This is a genomic window from Streptomyces sp. NBC_01808 (assembly GCF_035917395.1).
Taxonomy (GTDB): Bacteria; Actinomycetota; Actinomycetes; order Streptomycetales; family Streptomycetaceae; genus Streptomyces.
In genome coordinates, this window is record NZ_CP109072.1 from 3514809 (window position 1) to 3537326 (window position 22518).

Consider the following 22518-nt stretch of genomic DNA (forward strand, 5'->3'; position numbering starts at 1 on the left):
CCTGCGCCGCTCACCCCCCTTCTGCTGTGATGGTCCCCCGGCGCGTTCCGCCCCGGCCCCCGGCGGGACGGGCCCTTCCGGCGCAGCCCTCTCCCGGCAGGACGGTCACGATGAGCAACGAGGACGCGGCACCACCGGCGGTCGACCCCACCGTGCCGCACGCGGCCCGGATCTGGAACTACTGGATGGGCGGCAAGGACAACTACGAGTCCGACCGAGCCGCGGGCAACGCCGTGGCGGAGGTCTACCCGGACATCGTCACGATGGCCCGGCAGTCCCGCCAGTTCCTCATCCGCGTCGTCTCCCACCTGGCGGGGGAGGCGGGGATCCGCCAGTTCCTGGACATCGGCACCGGCCTGCCCACGATGCAGAACACCCACGAGGTGGCGCAGCAGAGCGCCCCCGCGGCCCGCGTCGTGTACGTCGACAACGACCCGCTGGTCCTGGCGCACGCCCGCGCCCTGCTGGTCAACACCCGCCCCGAGGGCGTGACCGCCTACGTCCACGCCGACTACCACGACCCGGACCGGATCCTCGCCGGCGCGGCGGACACCCTGGACCTCACCGAGCCGGTGGCGGTGATGTTCATGGGGGTGCTGGGCTACGAGCCGGAGCAGGCCGAGCTGCGCCGCATCGTGCGCCGGGTCATGGACGCCGTGCCGCCGGGCAGCCACCTGGTGCTGTGGGACGGTACCGACACCGGCGAGGCCGTCGTCGAGGGCGGCGAGAAACTCATCGAGGCCGGCGGCGTCCCGTACCACCTGCGCGGCCCGGACGAGCTGGCGCGCTGCTTCGAGGGTCTTGAGCTGCTCGAACCCGGCATGGTGCCGATCACCCGCTGGCGGCCGGCCGCGGCGAAGGTGGGCGCGGCGAAGCCGATCGACGCGTACGGCGCGGTGGGGCGCAAGCCGTAGAGCGCTCGCGCCCCACCGCGGCGGCGGCCGGGACGGCTAGAAGTTGAAGACGTTGCCGCCGGTCGCGAGGTCCGCCATGCAGGGGTTGGTGAAGACCTCGGAGACGTAGTCGACGGGCTTGCCGCGCCACGTGCCGGTGGCGTGCAGCTCCACGGGCTCGTACTGCATCGTGCACGCGCCCTGCTTGTCGGACAGGTCCTCGAACCGCCCGTCGACCTTCGCCAGGTCCGTGCAGGCCGACTCCGCCGCGGGGTGCGTGCCGCCGACGGGTTCGCAGTCCAGATACGTGAAGCCGCCCTTGGCGCGGTCGCTGACGTACTTCGTCGTCAGCCGCAGGTGCGTGGCGTCAAACGGCTCGGGCAGCGGGCGCTCGGCGGAGGCGGTGGAGGCGGCGGTCAGCGGCAGCAGCACGGCGGCGGCGGTGGCGGCCAGGACGGCGGCGAGGGGCCGGACGGTCATGGGGGGTTTCTCCTCGGCGGGGGCGTGGGGCGTACGGGCGTCTGGCACGTCAGAGATACCCCAGTTGGTCAGCGGCGCGCGGTACCGTCACCCGAAGGAGGCATGTCCTTCGATTCCGTTTTTCTCCCCCGTATGGGTCCCGCGAGGGCTGACACCGCTCCGGGCGCACTGGGCCGAACGGCCCTACGCCGAACGGTCGGGACCGCGCCCCCGGATCGCGGCTGAGGACCCCGGCGGCGGCTCCGGCGCCCCCGGCAGCCGCAGCAGCGCCTCCGTCCCGCCGCCCGCCGCCCGGCGCAGCTCCACGGTGCCGCCGGCCTGCTGCACCGTACGGGCCACGATCGACAGCCCGAGCCCGCTGCCCGGCCTGCTGCGCGCGGAAGGCGAGCGCCAGAACCGCTCGAAGACGTGCGGCAGCTCCGCCTCCGGGATGCCGGGCCCGTGGTCGCGCACCCGCAGCAGCCCGTCGCCGCCGAGCCCGACCTCGACCCGGCTGCCGGCGGGCGAGAACTTCACCGCGTTGTCCAGCAGGTTGACCACGGCCCGCTCCAGCGCCGCGGGCTCGGCCCGTACGAACCAGGGCGCCAGCTCCGCGTCGATCCGCACCTCCGGCGCCCGCAGCCGCACCCGCCGCACCGCCCGCTCGGCGATCTCGTCCAGCGCGACGACCTCCAGTTGGGCCTTGTCCGGCGCCGCGTCGGGCCGGGACAGCTCCTGGAGGTCGCCGATGAGCGCGGCCAGCTCGGTCATCTGCGCGGTGACGGACTCCAGCAGCTCCCTGCGCTGCCGCGGCGGCAGCTCGCGGCCGGACTCCTCGCTGCGGGCGAGCAGCTCGATGTTCGTACGCAACGAGGTCAGCGGTGTCCGCAGCTCGTGCCCGGCGTCGGCGATGAGCTGCTGCTGCCGCTCCTGGGAGGTGGCGAGGGCGGCGGTCATGGCGTTGAACGACCGGGACAGCCGGGCGATCTCGTCGTCGCCCTCGACGGGGATCTCGACGGCGAGATCCTCGGTACGGGCGATGTGCTCGACGGTATGCGTCAGCCGCTCCACGGGGCGCAGGCCCGCGCGGGCGAGCGCCACCCCGGCGACGCCGGAGGCGACGACGCCGCCGGCGGCGAGCAGGGTGAGGACGAGGGCGAGGGTGTCGAGAGGGTCGGTGACCTCGCTGAGGGGACGGCCGACGGTGTACGCGACGCCCGGGATCTGGGGCGCCGGGCGGGTGAGGACGCGGTACTCGGTGCCGTCGTCGGCGGTGGTGTTGTGCGCCGCCCAGTCCAGCTCGCCGCCAGCGACCCGGGTGTCCTGCCCCTGGACTTTGACGAGCTGCTCGCCGTTCTGGTAGCAGCGCTGGCCGTCTTCCAGCACGAGCTGCACCGTCGGGCCGCTGGGCGTGAACGGGCCGGTGTCGTCCGGCACCGACTGGAGGCACTGGAGCCTGCCGTTGTCGATCTGGATCCGCGCCGCCGGCTGCGTCTTGTTCAGCTCGTCGTCGAGCGACGACAGGAGCTGCGAGCGCACGAGGAACCAGGCCGTCACCGCGCACGCCGTCACCGCGACCGCGACCGCGGCGGCGGTGAGCAAAGCCAGCCGCGAGCGCAGGGGCAGGCGGCCGAAGCGGGACGTCACCTGGCGGCGCCCCTGCCGCCGCTCCTGGCGTCGCCCTCCGGGGCGCGCAGCACGTAGCCGACGCCGCGGACCGTGTGCACCAGCCGGGGGGCGCCGCCGGCCTCGGTCTTGCGGCGCAGGTACATGACGTACACGTCGAGGGAGTTGGAGGACGGCTCGAAGTCGAAGCCCCAGACCGCCTTGAGGATCTGCTCGCGCGTGAGCACCTGCCGCGGATGGTTGAGGAAGAGCTCCAGCAGCGTGAACTCGGTGCGGGTCAGCTCCACCGGCCGGCCGCCGCGGGTGACCTCGCGGGCGGCGAGGTCCATCCGGAGGTCGCCGAACTCCAGCGTCTCGGCGGTGTCGGCCGGCTCGCCGCCCACGGCGTACGCGCGGCGGCGCAGCAGCGCGCGGATGCGGGCGAAGAGTTCGTCCAGCTCGAACGGCTTGACGAGGTAGTCGTCGGCGCCCGCGTCGAGGCCCGTCACGCGGTCGCCGACGGTGTCGCGGGCGGTGAGCATGAGGATGGGCACCCGGTCGCCTCCGGCCCGCAGCCGGCGGGCGGCGGTCAGGCCGTCCATGCGGGGCATGAGCACGTCGAGGACGACGAGGTCGGGCCGGTACGAGGCGGCCTTGTCGAGGGCGTCGAGACCGTCGACGGCGAGTTCGGTCCCGTAGCCCTCGAAGGCGAGGCTGCGCTCCAGCGCCTCGCGTACGGCCGGTTCGTCGTCGACGATCAGGATGCGCTGCTGCTGCTCGGTCACGGCCTCAATTGTTCCTGAGGTCGCCGAGGATGTGCTTCACATCGTTGATGGGGATGGCGAAGCCGAGGCCCACGCTGCCCGCGGAGGAGCCGTCCTGCGGCGCGTACATCGCCGAGTTGATACCGACGATCCGGCCGTTCATGTCGACGAGCGCGCCGCCGGAGTTGCCGGGGTTGAGCGAGGCGTCGGTCTGGATGGCCTGGTACGTGGTCGTCTGCGACCCGAGCCGCCCGTTGTACTGGCCGCCGCCGAAGCCGAACGGCCACTGCTCGCCGCTCTGCGGCTGCTGCTGCTCCTTCTCGACGGTCACGTCGCGGTCGAGCGCGGAGACGATGCCGCTGGTGACGCTGCCGCTCAGGCCCTCGGGGGAGCCGATGGCGACGACCTCGTCGCCGACCTTCAGGGAGTCGGAGTCGCCGAGGGCGGCGGGCTTGAGGCCGCTCTTGCCCTGCACCTTGATGAGGGCCATATCGAGGTCGGGGTCGGTGCCGACGACGTCGGCGGCGGCGGTGGAGCCGTCGCTGAAGGTCACCTGGACCTGCTCGGCGCCGGAGACGACGTGGTTGTTGGTGAGGATCTCGCCGCTCTCGGTGAGGATCACCCCGGAGCCCGTCGACTGCCCGGCGGTCGAGGAGGACTGGATCTCCACGACGCTGGGGCTGACGGCGGCGGCGACGCCGGTGACGGAGCCGCTGTTCCCGGAGGAGACCTGGGTGCCGCTGGCGGGGCTGGAGGCGCTGGTGCTCGTACCGGACGAATCGGTCAGCTCCCCGACGAGCGCGGCGCTGCCACCCCCGACGACGGCGGCGACGAGCGCCGCGGCGGCGAGCAGCCCGAGGGGCCCCTTGGCCCGCCGCCGCGGGGGCGGGCCCGCGGGGGGCGGCGGCGGGGCGCCGAACCCGGCGTAGCCCCCGTGGCCGCCGGGGGCGAGGGTCTGGGTCTGGTCCCCGGCGCCGGCCGGATCGGCGGGCAGGACCCCGTCACGGCCGGCGACGAAGGCGGGCTGGCTGCTGGTGCGGTATGTCTGCTCCGTCATGCCATCGACGATCCCCGGCGATTCTGAGAGGCGTCTGAGACGGATGTAAGAAGCGGAGTAGAACCGTGTTTGCCCGATATAAAGACGAGGGCTGCGGGCGGCGAGGAACCGGCGAAGCGCCGCGGGCGCCCCCCGCGCCAGTGAACCATTTCGGCCGGGGTGCCGTGGTGCTTGACGGCTGTCCGCCAACGTCCATCCGTGGCGACGGCAGGGCTGGCCCGGGAGACCCCCGGGGCTGCCGCGGCAGCACATCGGCCGACCACAAGGAGATCCGGCATGCAGGACAACAGGGGTGCAGGCGAGCCGCCCGGAGATGACGACCGAGACTCTGCGGCGCCCTCGCGTGGCTCAACAGGCCGGGCCCCTTCCGTGTACAGCATCCCTGTTCACGACATATCCGTACCTACGGTGACCGCCCTGCACAGTGCGGCGAATCCGGTATCCCAGCCGCCGGCCGGTCAGGAGCCGCTGGATCTGGAGGCCGCGCCTGCGGTCGGCCCGGATTCCGGGGCATGGGAGATCGCACGCGCCACGGCCCGGACGATCACGAGAACGGCTACGGCGGTAAGAGCAGGCAGCATGTTCCAGGAGCCCGCTGATGCCGCGCCTGTTCGGGCCTTCAGCTCCCTACTCGGTGCGGCGGACGCGCTGACCGTCTCGGTGGAGCAAGCGACCAGGCTCTACGAGACCCGCAGCCGACCGGACGAGCCCCATCCCGGCGTCAACTATCCGCTCTGGGCGGTGAGCACTGTCGCCGTCGCGGGAGCGGTCACGTCCGCGGCCTTCGCCGCGGCAGCAGGACCCACCGCACCCGCGGGAGAGGCCGTCGGCCTGTTGGTCTACGGTGTCGCGGCGGCAGCGATGGTCGGCGCCGAGCGTTACCGGCCCAAGCCCTACATTCCCGCGCCGACGTCCGGTCAACGGGCCGGTTCCGCGTATGAACTCCCGCCCTGGCAGGGGCGGACGCAGAGGCCGGCAAGCCGCGGAAGCACCCCGTCGACGAACCACAGCGAGCCAAGCCCGCAAGCACAGCGGGGTCCCGCCCGCTGACGGGCTGCCGCCGGCTGCTTCCTCGGCCCCAGGGGACTTACGGTGCGCACACGAGTGGTGTCGCCGGAGCGACCTCACGCGCGAGAAACGCGCGATGAGGTCGCTCAGCCGTGCCCTCGCCAGTTCTCGAACTCCGAGGTGTCCTGCGGCCTGCTCGCCAAGGCGGCCCGCGCCCAGGCCGTCCCCGACCTCGCCGGGGCACGCTGTGGGCGCGGCTGCGCTCCGAAGCGTCAGCGTCCCCTCGACGATGGCCTCGCGGGCTGTCCGGCGGGCAAGGCAGAGCGGCTCGGCCCGCCGGACACAGGCGACGGACGTACGGTTTGCCCATCCGAACCGGGCGTTGCTGTGTAGACCGATATAAACGGTGGAGACGTGGGCCAGTTGTTCCCATCACGTCGTTCCTGCTGTGCAACCTGCTCGTAGGACGGGGCGCGCGCCAGCTCAGGCGCCCGCGCCGTACGCTGCATGTCCTCCAGGATGGAGGATGCCCTCTGCACTGCGAATTTCCATTGAAAGTCGGTACCCTCCTTTTGGCTTTTGAACACGTCAAAGATCCGCGGGGTCCACTCCCACTCCTGGGCCTTCTCAATCCACTCAGTCACATACGCCCGCTCAGCGGCTTGCACCGTCCGCAAGCCCTCCTCCAAGACCGGCTTGTTCTCACAGTCATACGCCGCCAACCGACGAAACTTCACATCCCTCGGCTCGTAGTCATTGTAGGCATTGAATTCCCTTGCCCTCCCCCTACTGATCCGATCCGCCTCGAAGGTCAAGTCCCTCGCCGCCTCCACTGCCGGGCGATCGACCCCCGCCAGTTTCCCCGCGACGAATTCATAGACACGCTCATCCGACCAAAACCGCAGCGCGGCCAGGGTAGTGATGTGTTCCGCTGTTGGCATTTGCTCTCCTGTTGATCGCGCACAGCCCAGGCCAGCCGCCTGTGCGGTTCTCCTCTGCGGTTGCCGGTTCGCCCCGTTTGTTCCGCTTGACTTCGCCGGCGATGCCAGGGCGAAGTCCTATGCGGGTCAGGGTTGTACGTGGGGGAGGTTCGCCGGGATCATCTCGTCGGGGGCAAGCGGTGGGCCGGAGGCGATCCGGCCGTTTGCGGCGGCGGTTGTCTCCATGCTGGACCGGCTGCGGCGCTCACCGAGGGACATCTCGGCGCGCGCGGTGGTCAAGGCCCCGGAACGCTACGACGCGCTGAACACCTTCGGCGGCACCGCCTGGGACCTGTCCGCGATACCCCCGGGCCACTTCCAGGCGCTGGGTGCGCTTCGCCACGGCGGCCCGCGCCCAGGCCATCCCCGACCTCGCCGGGGCGCGCTGTGGGCGCGGCCGCGCTCCGAAGCGTCAGCGTCCCCTCGATGGCGGCCTCGCGGGCTGCCCGGCCGTCGAGGCAGGGCGGGTCGGCCCGTCACCCAAAGCCGGGTCGACGGCTTGCTCCTGCGGACCGGGCGTTTGTGAGTAGGCCGGCAGAAACGGTGGAGACGTGGGCCGGTTGTCCGCAGCACGTTGTTCCTGCTCAACCTGCTCGAAGGACGGGGGGTGCTCCAGCACAGACGCCGTACTCTGCATGACCCCCAGGAGGCGGGATGCCTCCTGCTCCACGTATTGCTGATGCCGGTCGAATCTCCCCTTTTGGCGTCTGAACTCGTCCATGATCCGCGGGGTCCACTCCCACTCATGGCTCTTCTCATACCACTTCGTCACATACGCCCGCCCAGCGGCTTCTACCTTCTGCAAGTCCTGCTGCAGGCCCGGCAAGTTCTGACGGTCATACGCCGCCAACCGGCGAAGCCTGTCGTCCCTCGGCACGTCGAAATATTGATGATTCCTTACCGTGTTCCTGTCGCTGGTGATCCGCTCCAGCGCCGAGGACAAGCCGTTCCTCGCCTCCCCTGCCGGATTAGCGACCTCCGCCAGTTTCCTCGAGACGTATCCACTGACATCCGAATCCGTCCAAAACGGTAGTGCGGCCAGGGTAGCCATGTGTTCCGCTGTTGGCATTTGCTCTCCTGTTGATCGCGCACAGCCCAGGCCGGTCCGCCTGTGCGGTACTCCTCTGTGGGTTGCCGGTTCGCCCCGTTTGTTCCGCTTGACTTCGCCGGCGATGCCAGGGGGAAGTCCTGTGCCGAACGTTCGCCCGCAGCCTGAGCCGGCCACTCTCCACGGCCATCAGCGCGAACGCTGTCGCGCGGGGTGGACGGGGCCGCCTTGGCTGTCATTGCCGGCGGGGATGCCGGCTGGCTCTGTGCAGATCGCGCGGATCGATCTCTGCCGCTCACGTTCCCCCTGCTGGACCGGCAGATGCTCCGGAGGCCCTTCCCGGGTAAAGATCGCCCATGCTTCTTTCCGCAGATTGAGCAGGGTCCCCTGTTTCCGCAGCGCGAGTAGAGTCTCCCGCTGCCGCAACAGGCTCTCCACCTGCGCAAGCACCCTGCTCAGCTGCCGCTCTGAAGCAGACGGTCGTGGGGACCCACCGTCTGGTTCACGTGCGGTGCCAGGCATCTCACCTCACCGGTCCCTTCCACATCACCATCCGCTGCTGCGAGGAAGCCGTTCCACAGGAGTCGAGACACCGTTCCACGGGACAGCGCCCAGGCGTCGCTCGAACATCGGACAGTCCACACGTGACAACGCATCAGCTGCCCATCCGGTTCAAGACCGCTGCCGTGTGCATCCCCTCACGCTTCGTAGCGGCTCTTGAGGTGGCGCCAGAAGTCCCGCAGCATCCAGGCGTCGAACTCGGTGATCTCCGTGGCGCTCCCGGCCTTCATGAGGAAGCCGCCGACGCCGGTGGGGGTCCAGTCGTAGAAGTCGTCGAGGCCCCAGGTGTGCCCCATCTCGTGCAGCAGGATGTGGATGTTCTCCTGATCACGGCCGACGGCGTCCATGAAGTACTCGCGGGCGATCCGCTGTCCCCAGTCGCCGCCCGCGCCGCCGCCGAAGCCCTCGGTCAGCCACAGCGACTGGTCGTAGTGGCGCTCCTCGCGCCCCGGGCAGCGGGAGTAGTCGCCGTCCTGGTGGAAGAAGCGGCCGCAGTCCGGCGCGCACTGCGGGGCGCCGTCGCCGTCCAGCACGCCGGCGTAGATGTCGACGGAGTCGTCCTGCCACTGCAGCGTGGAGCGGTCCGCCACCGCCCAGCCGACGACCTTCACCTCCACGTCCTGGTACGGGAAGTCGTCGAAGCCGGCGACCGAGTCGATCCACTTGTTGTACTGCTTCTCCAGCGACTCGTGCACGTCGTCCCGCTGCGCGGCGGTGACCGGCACGCTCGACTCCCAGCGGACGCAGTAGTGGATCGTGCCGTCGCCGTTGGCCATGAGCTGGTCCCAGCCGTAATTCCGGAAGCCGTAGAGATCACCGTACGTGTCCTCCATATGGCTCCAGACCTCGGCCAGCGGCTGCACCAGGTGGGCCGGCGGATTCCACGGCTCCGCCGCCGCGGCCTCGCGTCCCGGGGCGGGAGCGGCGATGAGGAGGGTGGCGCCGACGGCGGTCGCGGTCGCGGCGACCAGGACCCTGCGCAGGCGGCGGCCCGCGGCGGACACGCGTGGAGCGATCACGACGGACACCTTTCCGGACGGAAGTGGGGAGCGGTGTTGTGGGTGAGTCGCCGCCGCTGCCGAAAAGGTTTGCGGGCACCCTCAATCACGTGTGTGCGGCCGACAGGCAGGGGGCGGCCCGGCCCGTACGATGGCGGTAGCGCGCGATGGCAGGGAGGCACAATGAGCACGATGTACCCGCAGTACGCGCAGTGGCTGCGCCAGGCCCGGCGCTCGATGAAGCTGCCCAAGTCGGTCAAGCTGCTCTTCGACCAGGGGCGCTTGTACATGTCGCCGGTGACGGAGGCGCACAGCGAGGCGGACGATTCGATCCGCTCCCAGCTGGCGGACCAACTGGGCGGAGAGCCGGCCCTGCACGTCACGCGTGACAAGGGTGTGCTGCCGGAACTCGACGGCTACACGCCCGAGCCGGATGTGCTGGTTGTGGACGCCGGCGCGCTGGGTCCCGGGGATGCATTCGTCGACCAGAAGCATGTGCACTTTGTGGCCGAGAGCGTATCCCGCTCGACGGTGGGGCAGGACTACGGCCGAAAGCTCAACCAGTACGCGGCCCGCGGAATCCCGACGTATCTGATCGTGGATGTACTGGCCGGCGAGTCCGTGCTGTACCAGGCGCCGAAGGGCGACGAGTACACCTCGGCCGTCCCTTACCGCTTCGGCGAGAAGATCGATTTTGCCCTCGCCGGGGTTCCGGTGACGGTACGCACGGACTTCAAGAAGATCCGCTGAACCTATGTCTCCGCCGCCGCGGCCTCCCGTCCCTGGGTGGGAGCGGCGATGAGGAGGGTGGCGCCGACGGTGGTCGCGGTCACGGCGACCAGGACCCTGCGCAGGCGGCGGCCCGCGGCGGAGACGCGTTGAGCGATCACGACGGACACCTTTCCGGACGGAAGCGGGGGGCGGTGCTGTGAGTGAGTCGCCGCCGCCGAAAAGGTTTGCGGGCAGGTTCATGTGCGGGCGCGGACCCGCTGTCCCGGAGTGCTGTGGACGTGGTAACGGCCGGCTGGGAGCTTGCTCGGTTACCGACTGAGCATGACGATCAGTCCACGTCCCGTTCGGGCCGCTTCCGCCAGCCATGTCTCCTGCATGCCTACGATGCGGCGAAAGTGCTCCATGTCACGGACGTCGTACCTGGTGGTGCGTGCTGGCATCGCCGCTCGCACGGCGGCTTGCTCTATCCCGGGCCAGGAAACCGACCTTGCGCGTTCGAGTACTGCCCGCACCATTGCCGGACGCATCGAGTAGTGCGTTTCGTACTCCTCAAGTTCGATGCCCGCGTCGTCGGCCAGATCCTCGGGCGGCTCCGGACACCCCTGCCCGAGGTCGTCGTAGATGCAGCCGAGAAAGGCGTCCGCTTCGTCACGCAGCTGACCCGGCAACTGAGGACGCAAGATCTCGTAGTAGAAGCCGGCTTCGATGAAGTCGAAGCCGCGACGCCAGCGTTCGATCGCGAATGGCAGAACAACGCTGCCGTCTGGGCTCTCGGGTGCGTCCCAGTAGAAATCGGTGCCATGGGACGCCCGGCAGGCCGCGACGGCGGGCGCCCATTCAGCGATGAGGCAGATGACATCGAAGCTCACCGCCCCCCCTCCTCACAGGCGATCTTCGGGCGGCAGGACAGCCGAGGCAAACCGCCCACGCTCCCTGCCGCCATAGCGAGGAGCGAGCTATGTCTGCGGGAACTCCCCGCGCTTGACGGCCTCGACGAAATCCGCCCAGGCCACGCCGCTGACCGCAAGCACGCCGCCCCCGGGGTCCTTGCTGTCCCGGATGAGACGGCGGTCTGGGCCTACGGCGGCGACCTCAACGCAGTTACCGGCCTGACCGCTGTAGGCACTCTTGAACCACTCGGAACGAGATGACACGGACTCTCCTCCGACTGTGAATTACACCTGCGGGAACTCCCCGCGCCTGACCGCCGCGACGAAATCGGCCCACGCGGCAGCGTCGACAGCGAGCACACCGCCCGCGGGGTCCTTGCTGTCCCGTACGCCGATCGCATCCGTGCCCAGGCGCACCTCGACGCACTCACCGTTCTGGCCGCTGTAGGAACTCTTGAACCACTCGGGACGAGATGACACGGACTCTTCCTTAGGGACGAGGCAGTTCGTTCGCAATCTTGCCGATCAGTGACTCGGACTCCAGCGCGCTCAGAGCTGTGGCCCGGATGTGGTCGAAGGCGCTGCCCAGCCGGGCCGTATCTTCCCTGGCCTCCAGGTAGGCGTGGCTCGCGAAGTTCTCCAGGAGTACTACTTCCAGGGCTGCCGGAGGCGGAAAACGGTAGATCAGGAACGGATACGGCCCGCCCTGGTAGGCACCTGCTGTGAAGGGTAGTACCTGCAGCGTCACGTTCGGAAGCTGTCCCATCTCCACGAGATGAAGCAACTGGGCACGTAGCACCCCGGGTCCACCCACCTGCTGACGGAGAGCTGCCTCACCGAGCACCATCCACACGTTGAGGGGCGCGGGGGCAGAACGAGTCAGCGCCTTCTGGCGCTCCATCCGCACGCGAAGCTTCGCGTTCTGTTCGGCGTCCAGGATCCCCGTCGATCCACCCTGGATCACTGCCCGCGCGTAGCTCTCCGTCTGGAACAGCCCTGGAACGATGCCCGGCTGGAATCCCCGGCACTCGTACACCTCGTCCTCAAGCCCGACGAGGTCCAGGAAGTCCTGGGGCAGTTGGTCCTCCAGAACACGCCACCACCGCTGGCGCCGCCCCTCCCGCGCGAGCGCCAGCCACCCTTCACGCTCGGCATCGCCGGTGACTTCGTAGAGATCGAGCAGTACCCGCAGGTCGAGTTGCCGAATCCCACTGCGCCCGGCCTCAATGCGGCTCACCTTCGCCGGGTGGCAGCCCAGCTGTTCCGCCGAGTCCTCAAGGTAGAGGTCCTTGTCTTCCCTCAGCCGGCGCAGGTTGGCGCCCAGTACGCGCCGACGCACGGTCGGCATGTCCGCACCCCGGGATTCCAACGCCACGGTCCAGGTTCCCCGCCTTGCCACCGCCGTTCATCTGTTCGCTCGCCACCGGAAGAGTCCGGGCCGCGCACGGGACGCCCTGCGGATCCAACTCGCTCGTTGGCAGGTTGACAGCAGGACGGCCGAGACGGCCGTGCTGCTGCTCTCCGAACTGGTCACCAACGCTGTGTGTCACGGACGAGTCCCGCCGGGGCGGCGGGTGGGTACGCGGCTCACGCTCGGCGGCGGATGCCTGCGGATCGAAGTCGCCGATGCCAATGACGATTTGCCGCTGCCCCGTACCGCGGGTGAGGACGACGAGAGCGGGCGGGGCTTGGCGCTCGTGGATGCGCTGGCGGATGGGTGGGGGACGTATCGGCGCGCGGGCGGCGTCGGGAAGTGCGTGTGGGTGGAGCTTCGGCTTCCGGCCGGCCGGGGTTGACGCCGCCCCGGCTACGGGCAGCCGCAGGAGCGGCGGACGACCAGGTGGGACGGGAACTGCTTCAGTCGTTCGCGGCGGGTGGCCAGGGGGGTTTCGTCCAGGACCAGGTCCACCGCCGCGCGGGCCATCGCCGGGCGGTCCGAGGCGACCGTCGTCAGGGGCGGGTCCGTGAGGCCCGCCTCCTTGACGTTGTCGAAGGCCGCCACCGCGAGTTCGCCGGGGACGTCTATGCGGAGTTCGCGGGCCGCGCGGAGGAGGCCGATGGCCTGGTCGTCGGTGGCGCAGAAGAGGGCCGGGGGCCGGTCCGGTCCCGCGAGGAGTTTCAGGCCGACCTGGTAGGCGTCGTAGCGGTTGTACGGGGACTGGAAGAGGCGGCCCTCCGTCGAGCGGCCCGCCGCGCGCATCGCGATGCGCCAGCCCTCCACGTGGTCGGTGACCGGGTCGCCCGTCGTCGGGGTCGTCTCGACGCCGCCCAGGCAGGCCACGTACGCGTGACCGTGCTCCAGCAGATGGCTCGTCGCCAGCCGCGCGCCGCCGACGTCGTCCGTGACGACGACCAGGTCCTCCGGCTGGTCCCGGCGCTCGTGCATGAGCACCACCCGCGCGTCCCACGCGTCGATCTCCGCCGCCGCGGCAGCGCTCGGGCCCTGGCTGACGAGGATCAGGCCGGAGACGCGCATCCCGAGGAAGGCCCGCAGATAGTGGACCTCGCGGTCGTCGAGATAGTCGGAGTTGCCGACGAGCACCATCTTGCCGCGCTCGGACGCCGCCTGCTCCACGGCGTGCGCCATCTCGCCGAAGAACGGCTGCCGCGCGTCCGGCACGATCATGCCGATGAGGTCCGTACGCCGCGAGGCCATGGCCTGCGCCACGCGGTCCGGACGGTAGCCCAGCTCCTTTATCGCGGCGAGCACCCGCTCCCGGGTGGCCGGGGCGACCGGCCGGGGTCCGTTGTTGATGACATAGCTCACGACCGCGGTCGAGGTCCCCGCCAGCCGTGCCACGTCGTCCCGCGTCACCTTGGCCACGGCGCAAGTCTACGCGTGATGACTCCCCGCACTACCCCGCATCTGTGATGCCCCGGCCACCGTGTGGGGGCTTACTACGCGCGGTGGCGCGCGTCCTGCACCACACCCTTCTGCTCCTGCTTCTCGGCCAGCTTCTCCGCCTTCTCCGGCACCACGAAGCGGTAGCCCACGTTCCGTACCGTGCCGATCAGCGACTCGTGCTCGGGACCGAGCTTCGCCCGCAGCCGCCGCACATGGACGTCGACGGTGCGGGTGCCGCCGAAGTAGTCGTAGCCCCAGACCTCCTGGAGCAACTGGGCCCGGGTGAACACCCGGCCCGGGTGCTGCGCCAGGTACTTCAGCAGCTCGAACTCCTTGAAGGTCAGGTCCAGCACCCGCCCCTTCAGCTTCGCGCTGTACGTGGCCTCGTCCACCGTCAGATCGCCGTTGCGGATCTCGGTGGGGCTCTCGTCGGCGGGCAGTTGCTGCCGGCCCAGCGCGAGCCGCAGCCGCGCCTCCACCTCGGCGGGACCCGCGGTGTCCAGCAGTACGTCGTCCACGCCCCACTCGGCGGTGACGGCGGCGAGCCCGCCCTCCGTCACGACGAGGATCAGCGGACAGCCGGGGCCGGTGGACCGCAGCAACTGGCACAGGCTGCGCACCTGCGGCAGGTCGCGGCGGCCGTCGACGAGGATGACGTCGGCGCCGGGGGTGTCGATCAGGGCGGGGCCCTCGGCGGGGGCCACGCGCACGTTGTGGAGCAGCAGCCCGAGCGCGGGGAGCACCTCGGCGGAGGGCTGCAGGGCGTTGGTCAGAAGCAGCAGAGAACTCACGGGCGCACCTCCCGGGGGACGCCGGTCGCTGCCGTCTCGGTCTCGGCTCTGCCTCTGCGTTTGCCCATGTGGTCGGCCTCCTCAGAAGGTGGCATGAAAGCGCGAAAGGACCCGGGGGCAACCTTGCCCGAGTCCTTCACAGGTCAGAATAGCCCACATGAGCTCCACCGCCGCGGCCTCGTCCGGCCGACGAGACGCCGCACCCGATCCCGCCGCACCCGTACCGCCCCATTCCCGTACGGCGCTGCTGCGGGCGGCGGACGGGGTGCCGATCGAGGCGGCGTACGCCCCGGGCCCCGGTCCTGCCGCCCCGGCGATCGTGGTGGCGCACGGCTTCACGGGCGCCTTGGAGCGGCCGGCGATCCGCCGGGCGGCGGCGGTGTTCGCGCAGCGTGCGGGGGTGGTGACGTTCTCGTTCCGGGGCCACGGCGGGTCCGGCGGGCGGTCGACGGTCGGGGACCGGGAGGTGCTGGACCTGGCGGCGGCGGTGGCGTGGGCCCGGTCGCTGGGGCACGCCCGGGTGGCGACGGTGGGGTTCTCGATGGGGGGCTCGGTGGTGCTGCGCCACGGCGCGCTGTATCGCCGGGAGGCGCGGGGCGACGAACGGGAGCGCGGGGGGCGCGAGGGGCGCACGGGGGCGTACGGAACGGCCGCGACGGGGGCGGCCGGGGGCACGGCCGACGGGGGAGCCGGTGAGGTTGCCCCGGGCTCGGAGACGGGCGGCGCGGGAGCGGACGGCCCGGTGGCGCTCGGCTCGGGCACGGACGGCTCGGTGGCGCTCGGCGCCCACGCACTCGGCGCCGGCGCGATCCCCACGGGCACGGTCCCGTACGCGGACGCCGTCGTGTCCGTCAGCTCGCCGGCCCGCTGGTACTACCGCGGCACGGCGCCGATGCGGCGGCTGCACTGGATCGTGGAGCGCCGTACGGGCCGCGCGGTCTCCCGCCTCGTCCTGAAGACCCGCATCCACCACCGCCGCTGGAACCCGGAACCCCTCTCCCCCACCGCCGCGGCCCCCCTGATCGCCCCGACCCCGCTCCTCATCGTCCACGGCACCCGGGACACGTACTTTCCCCTGGACCACCCCGAAGCCTTGGCCGAGGCGGCGGAGCCGGGCGCGGCGGAGCTGTGGCTGGAGGAGGACTTCGCCCACGCCGAGAACGCGGCAAGCGACGAGTTGCTGGAACGGATCGCGGCGTGGGCGGCCGAGGCGGTCAGCGGACGTAGTTCTTGAGTTCCTCGGTGTCGAGTTCGATCCCCACCGGGTCGGGGAGGACGACGGGCTCACCGAAGGGGACCGTGTGCGCGTCCCGGTAGCGAGCGTGTTCCGTGTCCGGTCTCGTGAAAACGGTCACGGTGCACGAATCGCGGTCGACCAGCAGATGGACCGGGATGCCCACGGCCGCGTAGGCGGACGGCTTCTCTCGCCGGTCTCGGCTGTCGGTGTCGGAGTCGAAGGAGGTGACCTCGACGGTCATCAGCACGCCGTCCGGCTCAGCCCATTCGCCCTGGCCGGCGAAGTGCTCCCACGGAGCCAGCACGCCGTCCACCAAGGCGCGCCCCTCCCGGTAGGCCTCTACCTTGAGTCGCTTCTCAGCGAAGAGCCCAAGCTCCGGCCGGCTCTGCATGCAGCAGCGCAACAGCCACATGATGATCGTGTCGTGATCTCCGTCGGCCACAGGCTTTTCCCTGATCTTTCCAGCAACGAACTCCAGCCTGACCGCCTTGTCGGACACCTTGTAGGCGTACCTGGCGATCTCCTCGAACTCCTCGACCGTCGCCTGCGACGTGCGCTCTGCCATAACGGTCATGGTGCACCCCCTTCCGGGCCGCGGCCAGTCTCTCCGGCCGCGCCGGGCCGATCATCGGTCCGGGACGGAGTCCACCCGCACGGGTGATCTAGATCGTTTCTGCTACCGGCTCCGCGAACTGCGCCTGGTACAGGCGGGCGTACGCGCCCTGGGCCGCCAGGAGTTCCTCGTGCGTGCCCTGTTCCACGATCGACCCCGACTCCATCACCAGGATCACGTCCGCGTCGCGGATCGTGGAGAGGCGGTGGGCGATCACGAAGCTCGTGCGGCCCGCGCGGAGTTCTGCCATCGCGTGCTGGATCAGGACCTCCGTGCGGGTGTCCACCGAGCTCGTCGCCTCGTCCAGGACCAGGATCGCCGGTTCCGCGAGGAACGCGCGGGCGATGGTGACGAGCTGCTTCTCGCCCGCCGAGACGCCCGTGCCCTCCTCGTCGATCACCGTGTCGTAGCCGTCCGGGAGGGTGCGGACGAAGCGGTCCACGTGGGTGGCCTTCGCGGCGGCGACGATCTTCTCCTGCGGCGTGCCCGCCGGCGCCCCGTACGCGATGTTCTCCGCGATCGTGCCGCCGAACAGCCACGTGTCCTGGAGCACCATCCCGATCTGCGCCCGCAGCTCCTCGCGGCTCATCTCCGCCACGTTCACGCCGTCGAGCCGGATCCGGCCCCCGTCCACCTCGTAGAACCGCATCAGCAGGTTCACCAGCGTCGTCTTCCCCGCCCCCGTCGGGCCGACGATCGCCACCGTCTGGCCCGGGCGGACCGTCAGCGACAGGTCCTCGATCAGCGGTTTCTCCGGGTCGTACGAGAAGGAGACGCCCTCGAACGCCACCTCCCCCCGCACCGGCTCCGCCGGGCGGGCCGGCGACTCGGCGTCCGGCTCCTGCTCGTCCGCGTCCAGCAGCTCGAAGACCCGCTCCGCCGACGCGACGCCCGACTGCACCAGGTTCGCCATCGACGCGATCTGCCCCAGCGGCTGGCTGAACTGCCGCGAGTACTGCACGAACGCCTGCACGTCGCCGATCGACAGCGCCCCCGAGGCGACCCGCAGCCCGCCGACGACGGCGACCAGCACATAGTTGAGGTTGCCTATGCACATCATCGCCGGCTGGATCAGCCCGGAGATGAACTGCGCCCGGTAGCCGGCCCGGAACAGCTCGTCGTTCTCCTTCCGGAACGTCTCCGCCGCCTCCTCCCGGCGGCCGAAGACCTGCACCAGCGAGTGCCCGGTGTACATCTCCTCGATGTGCGCGTTCAGCTTGCCCGTGGACGCCCACTGCGCCACGAACTGCGGCTGCGCCCGCTTGCCGACCCGCGTCGCCACCGTGATCGACAGCGGCACGGTCACCAGCGCGACCAGCGCCAGCAGCGGCGAGATCCAGAACATCACCGCCAGCACCCCGGCGATCGTCAGCAGCGACGTCACGATCTGGCTCATGGTCTGCTGCAGCGACTGCCCGACGTTGTCGATGTCGTTGGTCGTACGGGAGAGGATCTCGCCCCGCTGGTGGCGGTCGAAGTACGACAGCGGCAGCCGCGACAGCTTCGCCTCCACCTCCTCGCGCAGCCGGAAGACCGCCCGCTGCACGACCACGGCCGTCAGCCGGGCCTGCGCGAGCCCGAGGCCCCACGCGGCGACGTACACCAGGGCCGCCCACAGCAGGGTCCGGCCGACCGCGTCGAAGTCGATGCCGTCGGTGGCGCGGGCGGAGCCGGTGTCGACGCGGTCGCCGTAGACGCCGGCGACGACGAGGTCGGTGGCGTGGCCGAGGAGCTTCGGGCCCGCGACGGTGAGCGCGACGCTGGCGGCGCCGAGGACGAGGATGACGCGGATCAGGGTGCGGTCGGGGCGCAGGGTGCGCAGGAGGCGGACGGCGGAGCCGCGGAAGTCGAGGGAGCGCTCGACGGGCGGGCCGCTGAACATCCGCATGGGCCCGCCGCCCCCGGGGCGCGGGCCGGGCGGCGACGGCTGCCGTTTCGCGGGTTCCTTCGCCGGCGCGCTCATGCCGCGGCCTCCTTCGGCTGCGTACTCATGCCGCCGCCTCTTTCTCGGTGAGCTGGGAGAGCACGATCTCGCGGTACGTCTCGTTCGCCGCCATCAGCTCCGCGTGCGTCCCCGCGCCCGCCACCCGGCCCTCGTCCAGGACCACTATCCGGTCCGCGTCCCGGATCGTCGCGACCCGCTGGGCGACGATCACGACCGTCGCGTCCCCGAGCCGGCGCGCGAGGGCCGCGCGCAGGGCGGCGTCCGTGGCGTAGTCGAGGGCGGAGAAGGAGTCGTCGAAGAGGTAGATGTCGGGGCGGTGCACCAGAGCGCGGGCGATCGCGAGGCGCTGCCGCTGGCCGCCCGAGACGTTCGAGCCGCCCTGCGCGACGGCCGCGTCGAGGCCGCCGTCCATCTCCCGGACGAAGTCCGCCGCCTGCGCGGTGCGCAGCGCGTCCCACAGCTCGTCGTCGGTGGCGTCGGGCTTGCCGTAGCGGAGGTTCGAGGCGACGGTGCCGCTGAAGAGGTACGGCTTCTGCGGTACGTAGCCGATGGCCAGCGCCAGCGCCGCCGGATCCAGGTCCCGTACGTCCACGCCGCCCACCGCGACGCTGCCCCCGGTGGCGTCGAAGAGCCGCGGCACGAGCGCCAGCAGCGTCGACTTGCCGCTGCCGGTGCTGCCGATGACCGCCGTCGTACGCCCCGGCCGGGCCTCCAGGTCGACGTCCTTCAGCACCGGCTCCTCGGCGCCCGGGTAGCGGAACTCGACGCCGCGGACGTCGAGCCGGCCGCGCTCGCGCGGCTCGGCCGCCGCGGGCACCGGGGCGGCGGGCGGGACGACGGACGACTCGGTGTCCAGCACCTCCTGGATCCGCTCGGCGCAGACCTCCGCGCGCGGGATCATCATGAACATGAAGGTGGCCATCATCACGCTGCTGAGGATGTACATGAGGTAGGACAGGAACGCCGTCAGCGCACCGACGTCCATGGCACCGCTGTCGATGCGCCCGGCCGCGAACCAGACGACGGCGACGCTCGACAGGTTCACCGCGAGCATCGGGGTGGGGAACAGCAGCGCCAGCAGCCGCCCGGCCCGTACGCCCACGTCCATCAGGTCGGCGTTGGCCTTGCCGAAGCGGCGCTGCTCGTACCCGTCGCGGACGAAGGCGCGGATGACGCGGATGCCGGTGATCTGCTCGCGCATGATCCGGTTCACCTCGTCGATGCGCTTCTGCATGCTGCGGAACAGCGGGCGCATGCGGCGCACGATCAGCGCCACGACGACGCCCACCGCGGGCACGACGACGAGCAGCAGGGACGTCAGCGGCACGTCCTGGTTGAGCGCCATGACGATGCCGCCGACGCACATGATCGGCGCCGCGACCATCATCGTGAACGTCATCAGGGCGAGCATCTGGATCTGCTGCACGTCGTTCGTGGTGCGCGTGATGAGCGACGGGGCGCCGAAGTGGGCCATCTCACGGGCGGAGAAGGACTGCACCCGGTCGAAGACCGAGGCGCGCATGTCCCGGCCGAGGGCGGTGGCCGTACGGGCGCCGAGGAACACGGCGCCGCCGGCCGCGCAGAACTGCACCACGCTGAAGACGATCATCCAGCCGCCGGTGCGCAGGATGTAGCCGTTGTCGCCGGGGATGACGCCGTGGTCGATGATGTCGGCGTTGAGCGTGGGGAGATAGAGCGTCGTCACGGTCGCGACGAGCTGCAGCGCGACGATCCGGCCGAGGTCCCGGCGGTACGGGCGCAGGTGAGCGCGGAGGATGCGGACGAGCACGTCCGCAGCGTACGTCGAAGGTTGGCCGGGGCGACGAGAATTTCGCCAGGGGCATGATGGGGGTCGGAAGTCGGCGGACGGGGAAGGGCGGGACGCCATGGCGGCGAACGGCACCATCCGGTACTGGGCCGCGGCCAAGGCCGCGGCGGGCACCGCGGAGGAGCCCTACGCGGCGGACACGCTGGCCGAAGCGCTGGCCGCGGCCGGTGCGCGGCACGGGGACGAGCTCACCCGCGTGCTGGCGCGCTGCTCGTTCCTGGTGGACGGCCGGGCGGTCGGCAAGCGCGACCACGCGGGGGTGGCGCTGGCGGACGGGGGGACGGTTGAGGTCCTGCCCCCGTTCGCGGGAGGCTAGGCGCACGATGAGCGACCAGAGACACGACCCCACGCCGTGGTCGGCGGCCCCGCCGGCGTCCGCGGGCTGGGCCCCGTACGAGGAACCGCGCGAGGGCGCCGAGGCAGGCGCCCCGAGCGGGCACACGCAGTTCCCGCCGGCGGCGGGCCAGGGCGACGACGGCTACGGGGGCCCGGAGACACAGTTGGGGATGGCCCTGCACGAGGAGTCGGCGGCGGCCCAGCAGACGTCGTACCTGCCCCCGGTGACGGACGCGGGCCCGTACGGGGGCGGCTACGGCGGGTCGTACGGGGGCGAAGGTCAGCCCGGCGGAAGCGGCGGCGGCCCGGCGGGCGCCGGCGGGCCCGGTACGCCGTACGGCGGCGGCCAGGGCCCCGCGGGCACGGGGCATCCCGGCGGGCCCGGCACGGGGTACGGCGAGGGCTCGTACGGCGGCGGGCAGGGCTCCTCGCCCGGGGGGCAGGCCGGCGGGCCCGGTCCCGGGTACGGCGGTGGCCGGCCCTCCGCGGACACGGCGCGGCCTAGCGCCCATTCGGCGCCGTACGGCGGTCACGGGCACGAGCAGCCCGGCGGGTCCGGAGCGCCGTACGGCGGCGGCTCGCTCGGCGGCGGTACGGCCGCGGGCGGGGGCCCGCAGGCGTACGCCCCCGGCGGCGGCGGCCCGGGTACGGGCTATCCGTCCCCGGCCGGGAGCGACGGCCGCGGCGCGGCGGCACCGCGGGGGCCGGGGGCGGTCGAGGAGACGGCGTACCTGCCCCCGGTGACGGACGACGGCCCTCCCGGCTACGGCGGCACCGGCGCCGGAGCGGCCGCCGAGCAGACCGCCTACCTTCCGCCTGTCACCGGACACGAGCCCCCGGGCGGGGGCGGCGCCCAGTGGCCCGACGGCTGGGACCGCGGCGGCCCGGCCTCCTCCGCTACGGGCACGGGTCACCCGGGCGCCGCGGGCCACTCCGGCGCCGCGCCGGGCCACCCCGGACCCGCCGACGTCCACCCCGACGTCCCCTCCGCCGGCCGGCACGCCCACCCCGGCGCCCCCGGCCAACCCGGCCGGCCCGGCGCCGACCCCGGCTTCCCCGGCCCCGGCGGTCCCGAGACCGGCACCCTCTACGGCGCCCCCACCCTCCGCCGTCCCAAGCCCCCCGCCGAGGTGCTCCGCGAGGAGGGCACCTCCGTCCTCATAGCGCCCGGGCCGCAGCCCGCCGCGCTCACCGCCGTGCTCGCCGGGCTCCTCGCCGTCACCGCCGCGCTCGACGTGCGGCCAGGGCTCGCCGTCGCCGTGGCGCTGCTCCAGGTCGTCACCGCCGCCGGCTGGTTCCGGCTGAACGGCATGTGGCCCGCCCGCGAGGGCATCGCGCTGGCCGCGGCCGCCGGGCTCACCGCGACCGGCGCCGTCCTCGCCGTCGACGAGGACGACGCCACGATCGCCGCGCTCGGCTCCCTCGGCGGCTGGTTCCTCCTCATCTGCCTCGTCCAACTGCGCAGCACCACCGCACCCAAGGAGCGCCTCACCGCGCTCAACGTCGCCCTCGCCGCCGCCACCCTCGCCGTCCTCGCCTCCGGCTACCTCGCCGCCGAGCGGCACGCCGTCGTCGTCGGCGCCGCCGCGGTGGCCGCCGGGACGCTGGGCCGCGCGGTGCCGCTGCCGCCGAACGCCTCGCCCGTCGCCGCGGTCGCCGCGGCCGGGGCCGGCGGGCTCGCCGCTGGGCTCGGCACCGACATGGGCGCGGCCGGCGGGCTGCTGGGGCTGGCGGCCGGGGTGTGCGTGCTCATCGCCGTCCGGGTGGCCAGCTACGACTACCCCTCGCGGTTCGTGCACATGACGGCCGGTGTCTCCCTGCCGCTCACGCTCTCGGTGCCCGCGGTCCACCTGCTCGGGCTGGCCCTGCTCTGAGCGCCGGCCGCAGGCCGCCGCTCCCGCCAACCTGCGGGTACGGAGCCGTACACC

General features: G+C 71.7%; 24 protein-coding genes. 7 read left to right on the top strand and 17 right to left on the bottom strand.

Annotated features, from left to right (window positions below; translation table 11 throughout):
* Positions 1 to 110: 110 nt before the first annotated feature.
* Positions 111 to 914 (top strand): SAM-dependent methyltransferase, encoded by an 804-nt coding sequence (locus OG946_RS15025; protein WP_326796618.1) that lies wholly within the window; start codon positions 111 to 113, stop codon positions 912 to 914.
* 36 nt (positions 915 to 950) lie between these two features.
* Here the strand turns inward: OG946_RS15025 and OG946_RS15030 are convergent, their stop codons facing one another.
* The 4 genes from OG946_RS15030 to OG946_RS15045 form a co-directional block, all read right to left on the bottom strand.
* Entirely contained in the window at positions 951 to 1373 is a 423-nt protein-coding gene (locus OG946_RS15030; RefSeq protein WP_326796619.1) for an SSI family serine proteinase inhibitor, read from the bottom strand.
* Positions 1374 to 1556: 183 nt separating this feature from the next.
* On the bottom strand, positions 1557 to 2999 hold the full coding sequence (locus tag OG946_RS15035; protein WP_326796620.1) for a sensor histidine kinase: 1443 nt from the start codon (positions 2997 to 2999) through the stop codon (positions 1557 to 1559).
* Positions 2996 to 3742 carry a response regulator transcription factor gene (locus tag OG946_RS15040; RefSeq protein WP_326796621.1) on the bottom strand — a complete coding sequence of 249 codons (747 nt, stop codon included), beginning with the start codon at positions 3740 to 3742 and terminating at the stop codon, positions 2996 to 2998. Before OG946_RS15040 ends, OG946_RS15035 begins: the two co-directional genes overlap by 4 nt.
* 4 nt (positions 3743 to 3746) lie before the next feature.
* Complete coding sequence (locus OG946_RS15045) at positions 3747 to 4778, bottom strand: S1C family serine protease (protein ID WP_326796622.1); 1032 nt, start codon at positions 4776 to 4778, stop codon at positions 3747 to 3749.
* Positions 4779 to 5186: 408 nt separating this feature from the next.
* On the opposite strand from OG946_RS15045, the gene OG946_RS15050 reads away from it, so the two are divergent.
* The gene (locus OG946_RS15050) at positions 5187 to 5828 is read left to right on the top strand and encodes a hypothetical protein (protein WP_326796623.1); all 642 of its coding nucleotides are present in this window, start codon (positions 5187 to 5189) and stop codon (positions 5826 to 5828) included.
* A 230-nt stretch (positions 5829 to 6058) separates the two neighbouring features.
* Here the strand turns inward: OG946_RS15050 and OG946_RS15055 are convergent, their stop codons facing one another.
* The 3 genes from OG946_RS15055 to OG946_RS15065 form a co-directional block, all read right to left on the bottom strand.
* Complete coding sequence (locus tag OG946_RS15055) at positions 6059 to 6727, bottom strand: hypothetical protein (protein WP_326796624.1); 669 nt, start codon at positions 6725 to 6727, stop codon at positions 6059 to 6061.
* 451 nt (positions 6728 to 7178) lie between these two features.
* Complete coding sequence (locus tag OG946_RS15060) at positions 7179 to 7817, bottom strand: hypothetical protein (protein ID WP_326796625.1); 639 nt, start codon at positions 7815 to 7817, stop codon at positions 7179 to 7181.
* 695 nt (positions 7818 to 8512) lie between these two features.
* A complete protein-coding gene (locus OG946_RS15065) occupies positions 8513 to 9394 on the bottom strand; it encodes a hypothetical protein (protein ID WP_442814369.1) in 882 nt (293 codons plus the stop codon).
* Between the two features lie 162 nt (positions 9395 to 9556).
* Between OG946_RS15065 and OG946_RS15070 the strand changes: the two genes are divergently transcribed.
* On the top strand, positions 9557 to 10123 hold the full coding sequence (locus OG946_RS15070; protein WP_326796626.1) for a Uma2 family endonuclease: 567 nt from the start codon (positions 9557 to 9559) through the stop codon (positions 10121 to 10123).
* 2 nt (positions 10124 to 10125) lie between these two features.
* On the opposite strand, the gene OG946_RS15075 is transcribed toward OG946_RS15070, so the two are convergent.
* The 5 genes from OG946_RS15075 to OG946_RS15095 form a co-directional block, all read right to left on the bottom strand.
* Positions 10126 to 10263 (bottom strand): hypothetical protein, encoded by a 138-nt coding sequence (locus OG946_RS15075; RefSeq protein WP_326796627.1) that lies wholly within the window; start codon positions 10261 to 10263, stop codon positions 10126 to 10128.
* Positions 10264 to 10413: 150 nt separating this feature from the next.
* Complete coding sequence (locus OG946_RS15080; protein WP_326796628.1) at positions 10414 to 10974, bottom strand: hypothetical protein; 561 nt, start codon at positions 10972 to 10974, stop codon at positions 10414 to 10416.
* Positions 10975 to 11061: 87 nt separating this feature from the next.
* Positions 11062 to 11259: a DUF397 domain-containing protein gene (locus OG946_RS15085; RefSeq protein ID WP_326796629.1), complete on the bottom strand. Its 198-nt coding sequence runs from the start codon at positions 11257 to 11259 to the stop codon at positions 11062 to 11064.
* A 21-nt stretch (positions 11260 to 11280) separates the two neighbouring features.
* Complete coding sequence (locus OG946_RS15090; protein ID WP_326796630.1) at positions 11281 to 11475, bottom strand: DUF397 domain-containing protein; 195 nt, start codon at positions 11473 to 11475, stop codon at positions 11281 to 11283.
* Positions 11476 to 11485: 10 nt separating this feature from the next.
* On the bottom strand, positions 11486 to 12343 hold the full coding sequence (locus tag OG946_RS15095) for a helix-turn-helix domain-containing protein (RefSeq protein WP_326796631.1): 858 nt from the start codon (positions 12341 to 12343) through the stop codon (positions 11486 to 11488).
* Here OG946_RS15095 and OG946_RS15100 point away from each other — a divergent pair.
* Positions 12342 to 12791, top strand: a complete 450-nt coding sequence (locus tag OG946_RS15100) for an ATP-binding protein (protein ID WP_326796632.1) — start codon at positions 12342 to 12344, stop codon at positions 12789 to 12791. The two genes, OG946_RS15095 and OG946_RS15100, sit on opposite strands and share 2 nt — an antisense overlap.
* Before the next feature lie 11 nt (positions 12792 to 12802).
* Here OG946_RS15100 and OG946_RS15105 read toward each other — a convergent pair whose 3' ends face one another.
* Together OG946_RS15105 and OG946_RS15110 are read right to left on the bottom strand one after the other, a co-directional pair.
* Positions 12803 to 13819, bottom strand: coding sequence for a LacI family DNA-binding transcriptional regulator (locus OG946_RS15105; protein WP_326796633.1), 1017 nt, complete (start codon positions 13817 to 13819; stop codon positions 12803 to 12805).
* A 74-nt stretch (positions 13820 to 13893) separates the two neighbouring features.
* Positions 13894 to 14631, bottom strand: a complete 738-nt coding sequence (locus OG946_RS15110) for a response regulator transcription factor (protein ID WP_326796634.1) — start codon at positions 14629 to 14631, stop codon at positions 13894 to 13896.
* A gap of 157 nt (positions 14632 to 14788) precedes the next feature.
* Here OG946_RS15110 and OG946_RS15115 point away from each other — a divergent pair, with 157 nt between their 5' ends.
* On the top strand, positions 14789 to 15865 hold the full coding sequence (locus OG946_RS15115; protein WP_326796635.1) for an alpha/beta hydrolase: 1077 nt from the start codon (positions 14789 to 14791) through the stop codon (positions 15863 to 15865).
* On the opposite strand, the gene OG946_RS15120 is transcribed toward OG946_RS15115, so the two are convergent.
* The 3 genes from OG946_RS15120 to OG946_RS15130 all read right to left on the bottom strand — a co-directional run bounded on the left by OG946_RS15120 (position 15846) and on the right by OG946_RS15130 (position 20215).
* The gene (locus OG946_RS15120; RefSeq protein ID WP_326796636.1) at positions 15846 to 16442 is read right to left on the bottom strand and encodes a Uma2 family endonuclease; all 597 of its coding nucleotides are present in this window, start codon (positions 16440 to 16442) and stop codon (positions 15846 to 15848) included. The two genes, OG946_RS15115 and OG946_RS15120, sit on opposite strands and share 20 nt — an antisense overlap.
* A gap of 88 nt (positions 16443 to 16530) precedes the next feature.
* Positions 16531 to 18369: an ABC transporter ATP-binding protein gene (locus OG946_RS15125; protein WP_326800259.1), complete on the bottom strand. Its 1839-nt coding sequence runs from the start codon at positions 18367 to 18369 to the stop codon at positions 16531 to 16533.
* A 100-nt stretch (positions 18370 to 18469) separates the two neighbouring features.
* Entirely contained in the window at positions 18470 to 20215 is a 1746-nt protein-coding gene (locus OG946_RS15130) for an ABC transporter ATP-binding protein (protein WP_326796637.1), read from the bottom strand.
* Between the two features lie 97 nt (positions 20216 to 20312).
* On the opposite strand from OG946_RS15130, the gene OG946_RS15135 reads away from it, so the two are divergent.
* Positions 20313 to 20570 (top strand): MoaD/ThiS family protein, encoded by a 258-nt coding sequence (locus tag OG946_RS15135; protein ID WP_326796638.1) that lies wholly within the window; start codon positions 20313 to 20315, stop codon positions 20568 to 20570.
* A gap of 7 nt (positions 20571 to 20577) precedes the next feature.
* Positions 20578 to 22464, top strand: a complete 1887-nt coding sequence (locus tag OG946_RS15140; RefSeq protein ID WP_326796639.1) for a hypothetical protein — start codon at positions 20578 to 20580, stop codon at positions 22462 to 22464.
* The last annotated feature ends 54 nt before the right edge of the window (positions 22465 to 22518 follow it).

Excerpts from the sequence above, each read along its gene's own strand:
- OG946_RS15055 (WP_326796624.1), bottom strand. The coding sequence starts at position 6,727 with ATGCCAACAGCGGAACACATCACTACCCTGGCCGCGCTGCGGTTTTGG.
- OG946_RS15030 (WP_326796619.1), bottom strand. The coding sequence starts at position 1,373 with ATGACCGTCCGGCCCCTCGCCGCCGTCCTGGCCGCCACCGCCGCCGCC.
- OG946_RS15135 (WP_326796638.1), top strand. The coding sequence starts at position 20,313 with ATGGCGGCGAACGGCACCATCCGGTACTGGGCCGCGGCCAAGGCCGCG.
- OG946_RS15095 (WP_326796631.1), bottom strand. The coding sequence starts at position 12,343 with ATGCCGACCGTGCGTCGGCGCGTACTGGGCGCCAACCTGCGCCGGCTG.
- OG946_RS15120 (WP_326796636.1), bottom strand. The coding sequence starts at position 16,442 with ATGACCGTTATGGCAGAGCGCACGTCGCAGGCGACGGTCGAGGAGTTC.
- OG946_RS15045 (WP_326796622.1), bottom strand. The coding sequence starts at position 4,778 with ATGACGGAGCAGACATACCGCACCAGCAGCCAGCCCGCCTTCGTCGCC.
- OG946_RS15060 (WP_326796625.1), bottom strand. The coding sequence starts at position 7,817 with ATGGCTACCCTGGCCGCACTACCGTTTTGGACGGATTCGGATGTCAGT.
- OG946_RS15070 (WP_326796626.1), top strand. The coding sequence starts at position 9,557 with ATGAGCACGATGTACCCGCAGTACGCGCAGTGGCTGCGCCAGGCCCGG.
- OG946_RS15115 (WP_326796635.1), top strand. The coding sequence starts at position 14,789 with ATGAGCTCCACCGCCGCGGCCTCGTCCGGCCGACGAGACGCCGCACCC.
- OG946_RS15125 (WP_326800259.1), bottom strand. The coding sequence starts at position 18,369 with ATGCGGATGTTCAGCGGCCCGCCCGTCGAGCGCTCCCTCGACTTCCGC.
- OG946_RS15025 (WP_326796618.1), top strand. The coding sequence starts at position 111 with ATGAGCAACGAGGACGCGGCACCACCGGCGGTCGACCCCACCGTGCCG.
- OG946_RS15100 (WP_326796632.1), top strand. The coding sequence starts at position 12,342 with ATGTCCGCACCCCGGGATTCCAACGCCACGGTCCAGGTTCCCCGCCTT.
- OG946_RS15140 (WP_326796639.1), top strand. The coding sequence starts at position 20,578 with ATGAGCGACCAGAGACACGACCCCACGCCGTGGTCGGCGGCCCCGCCG.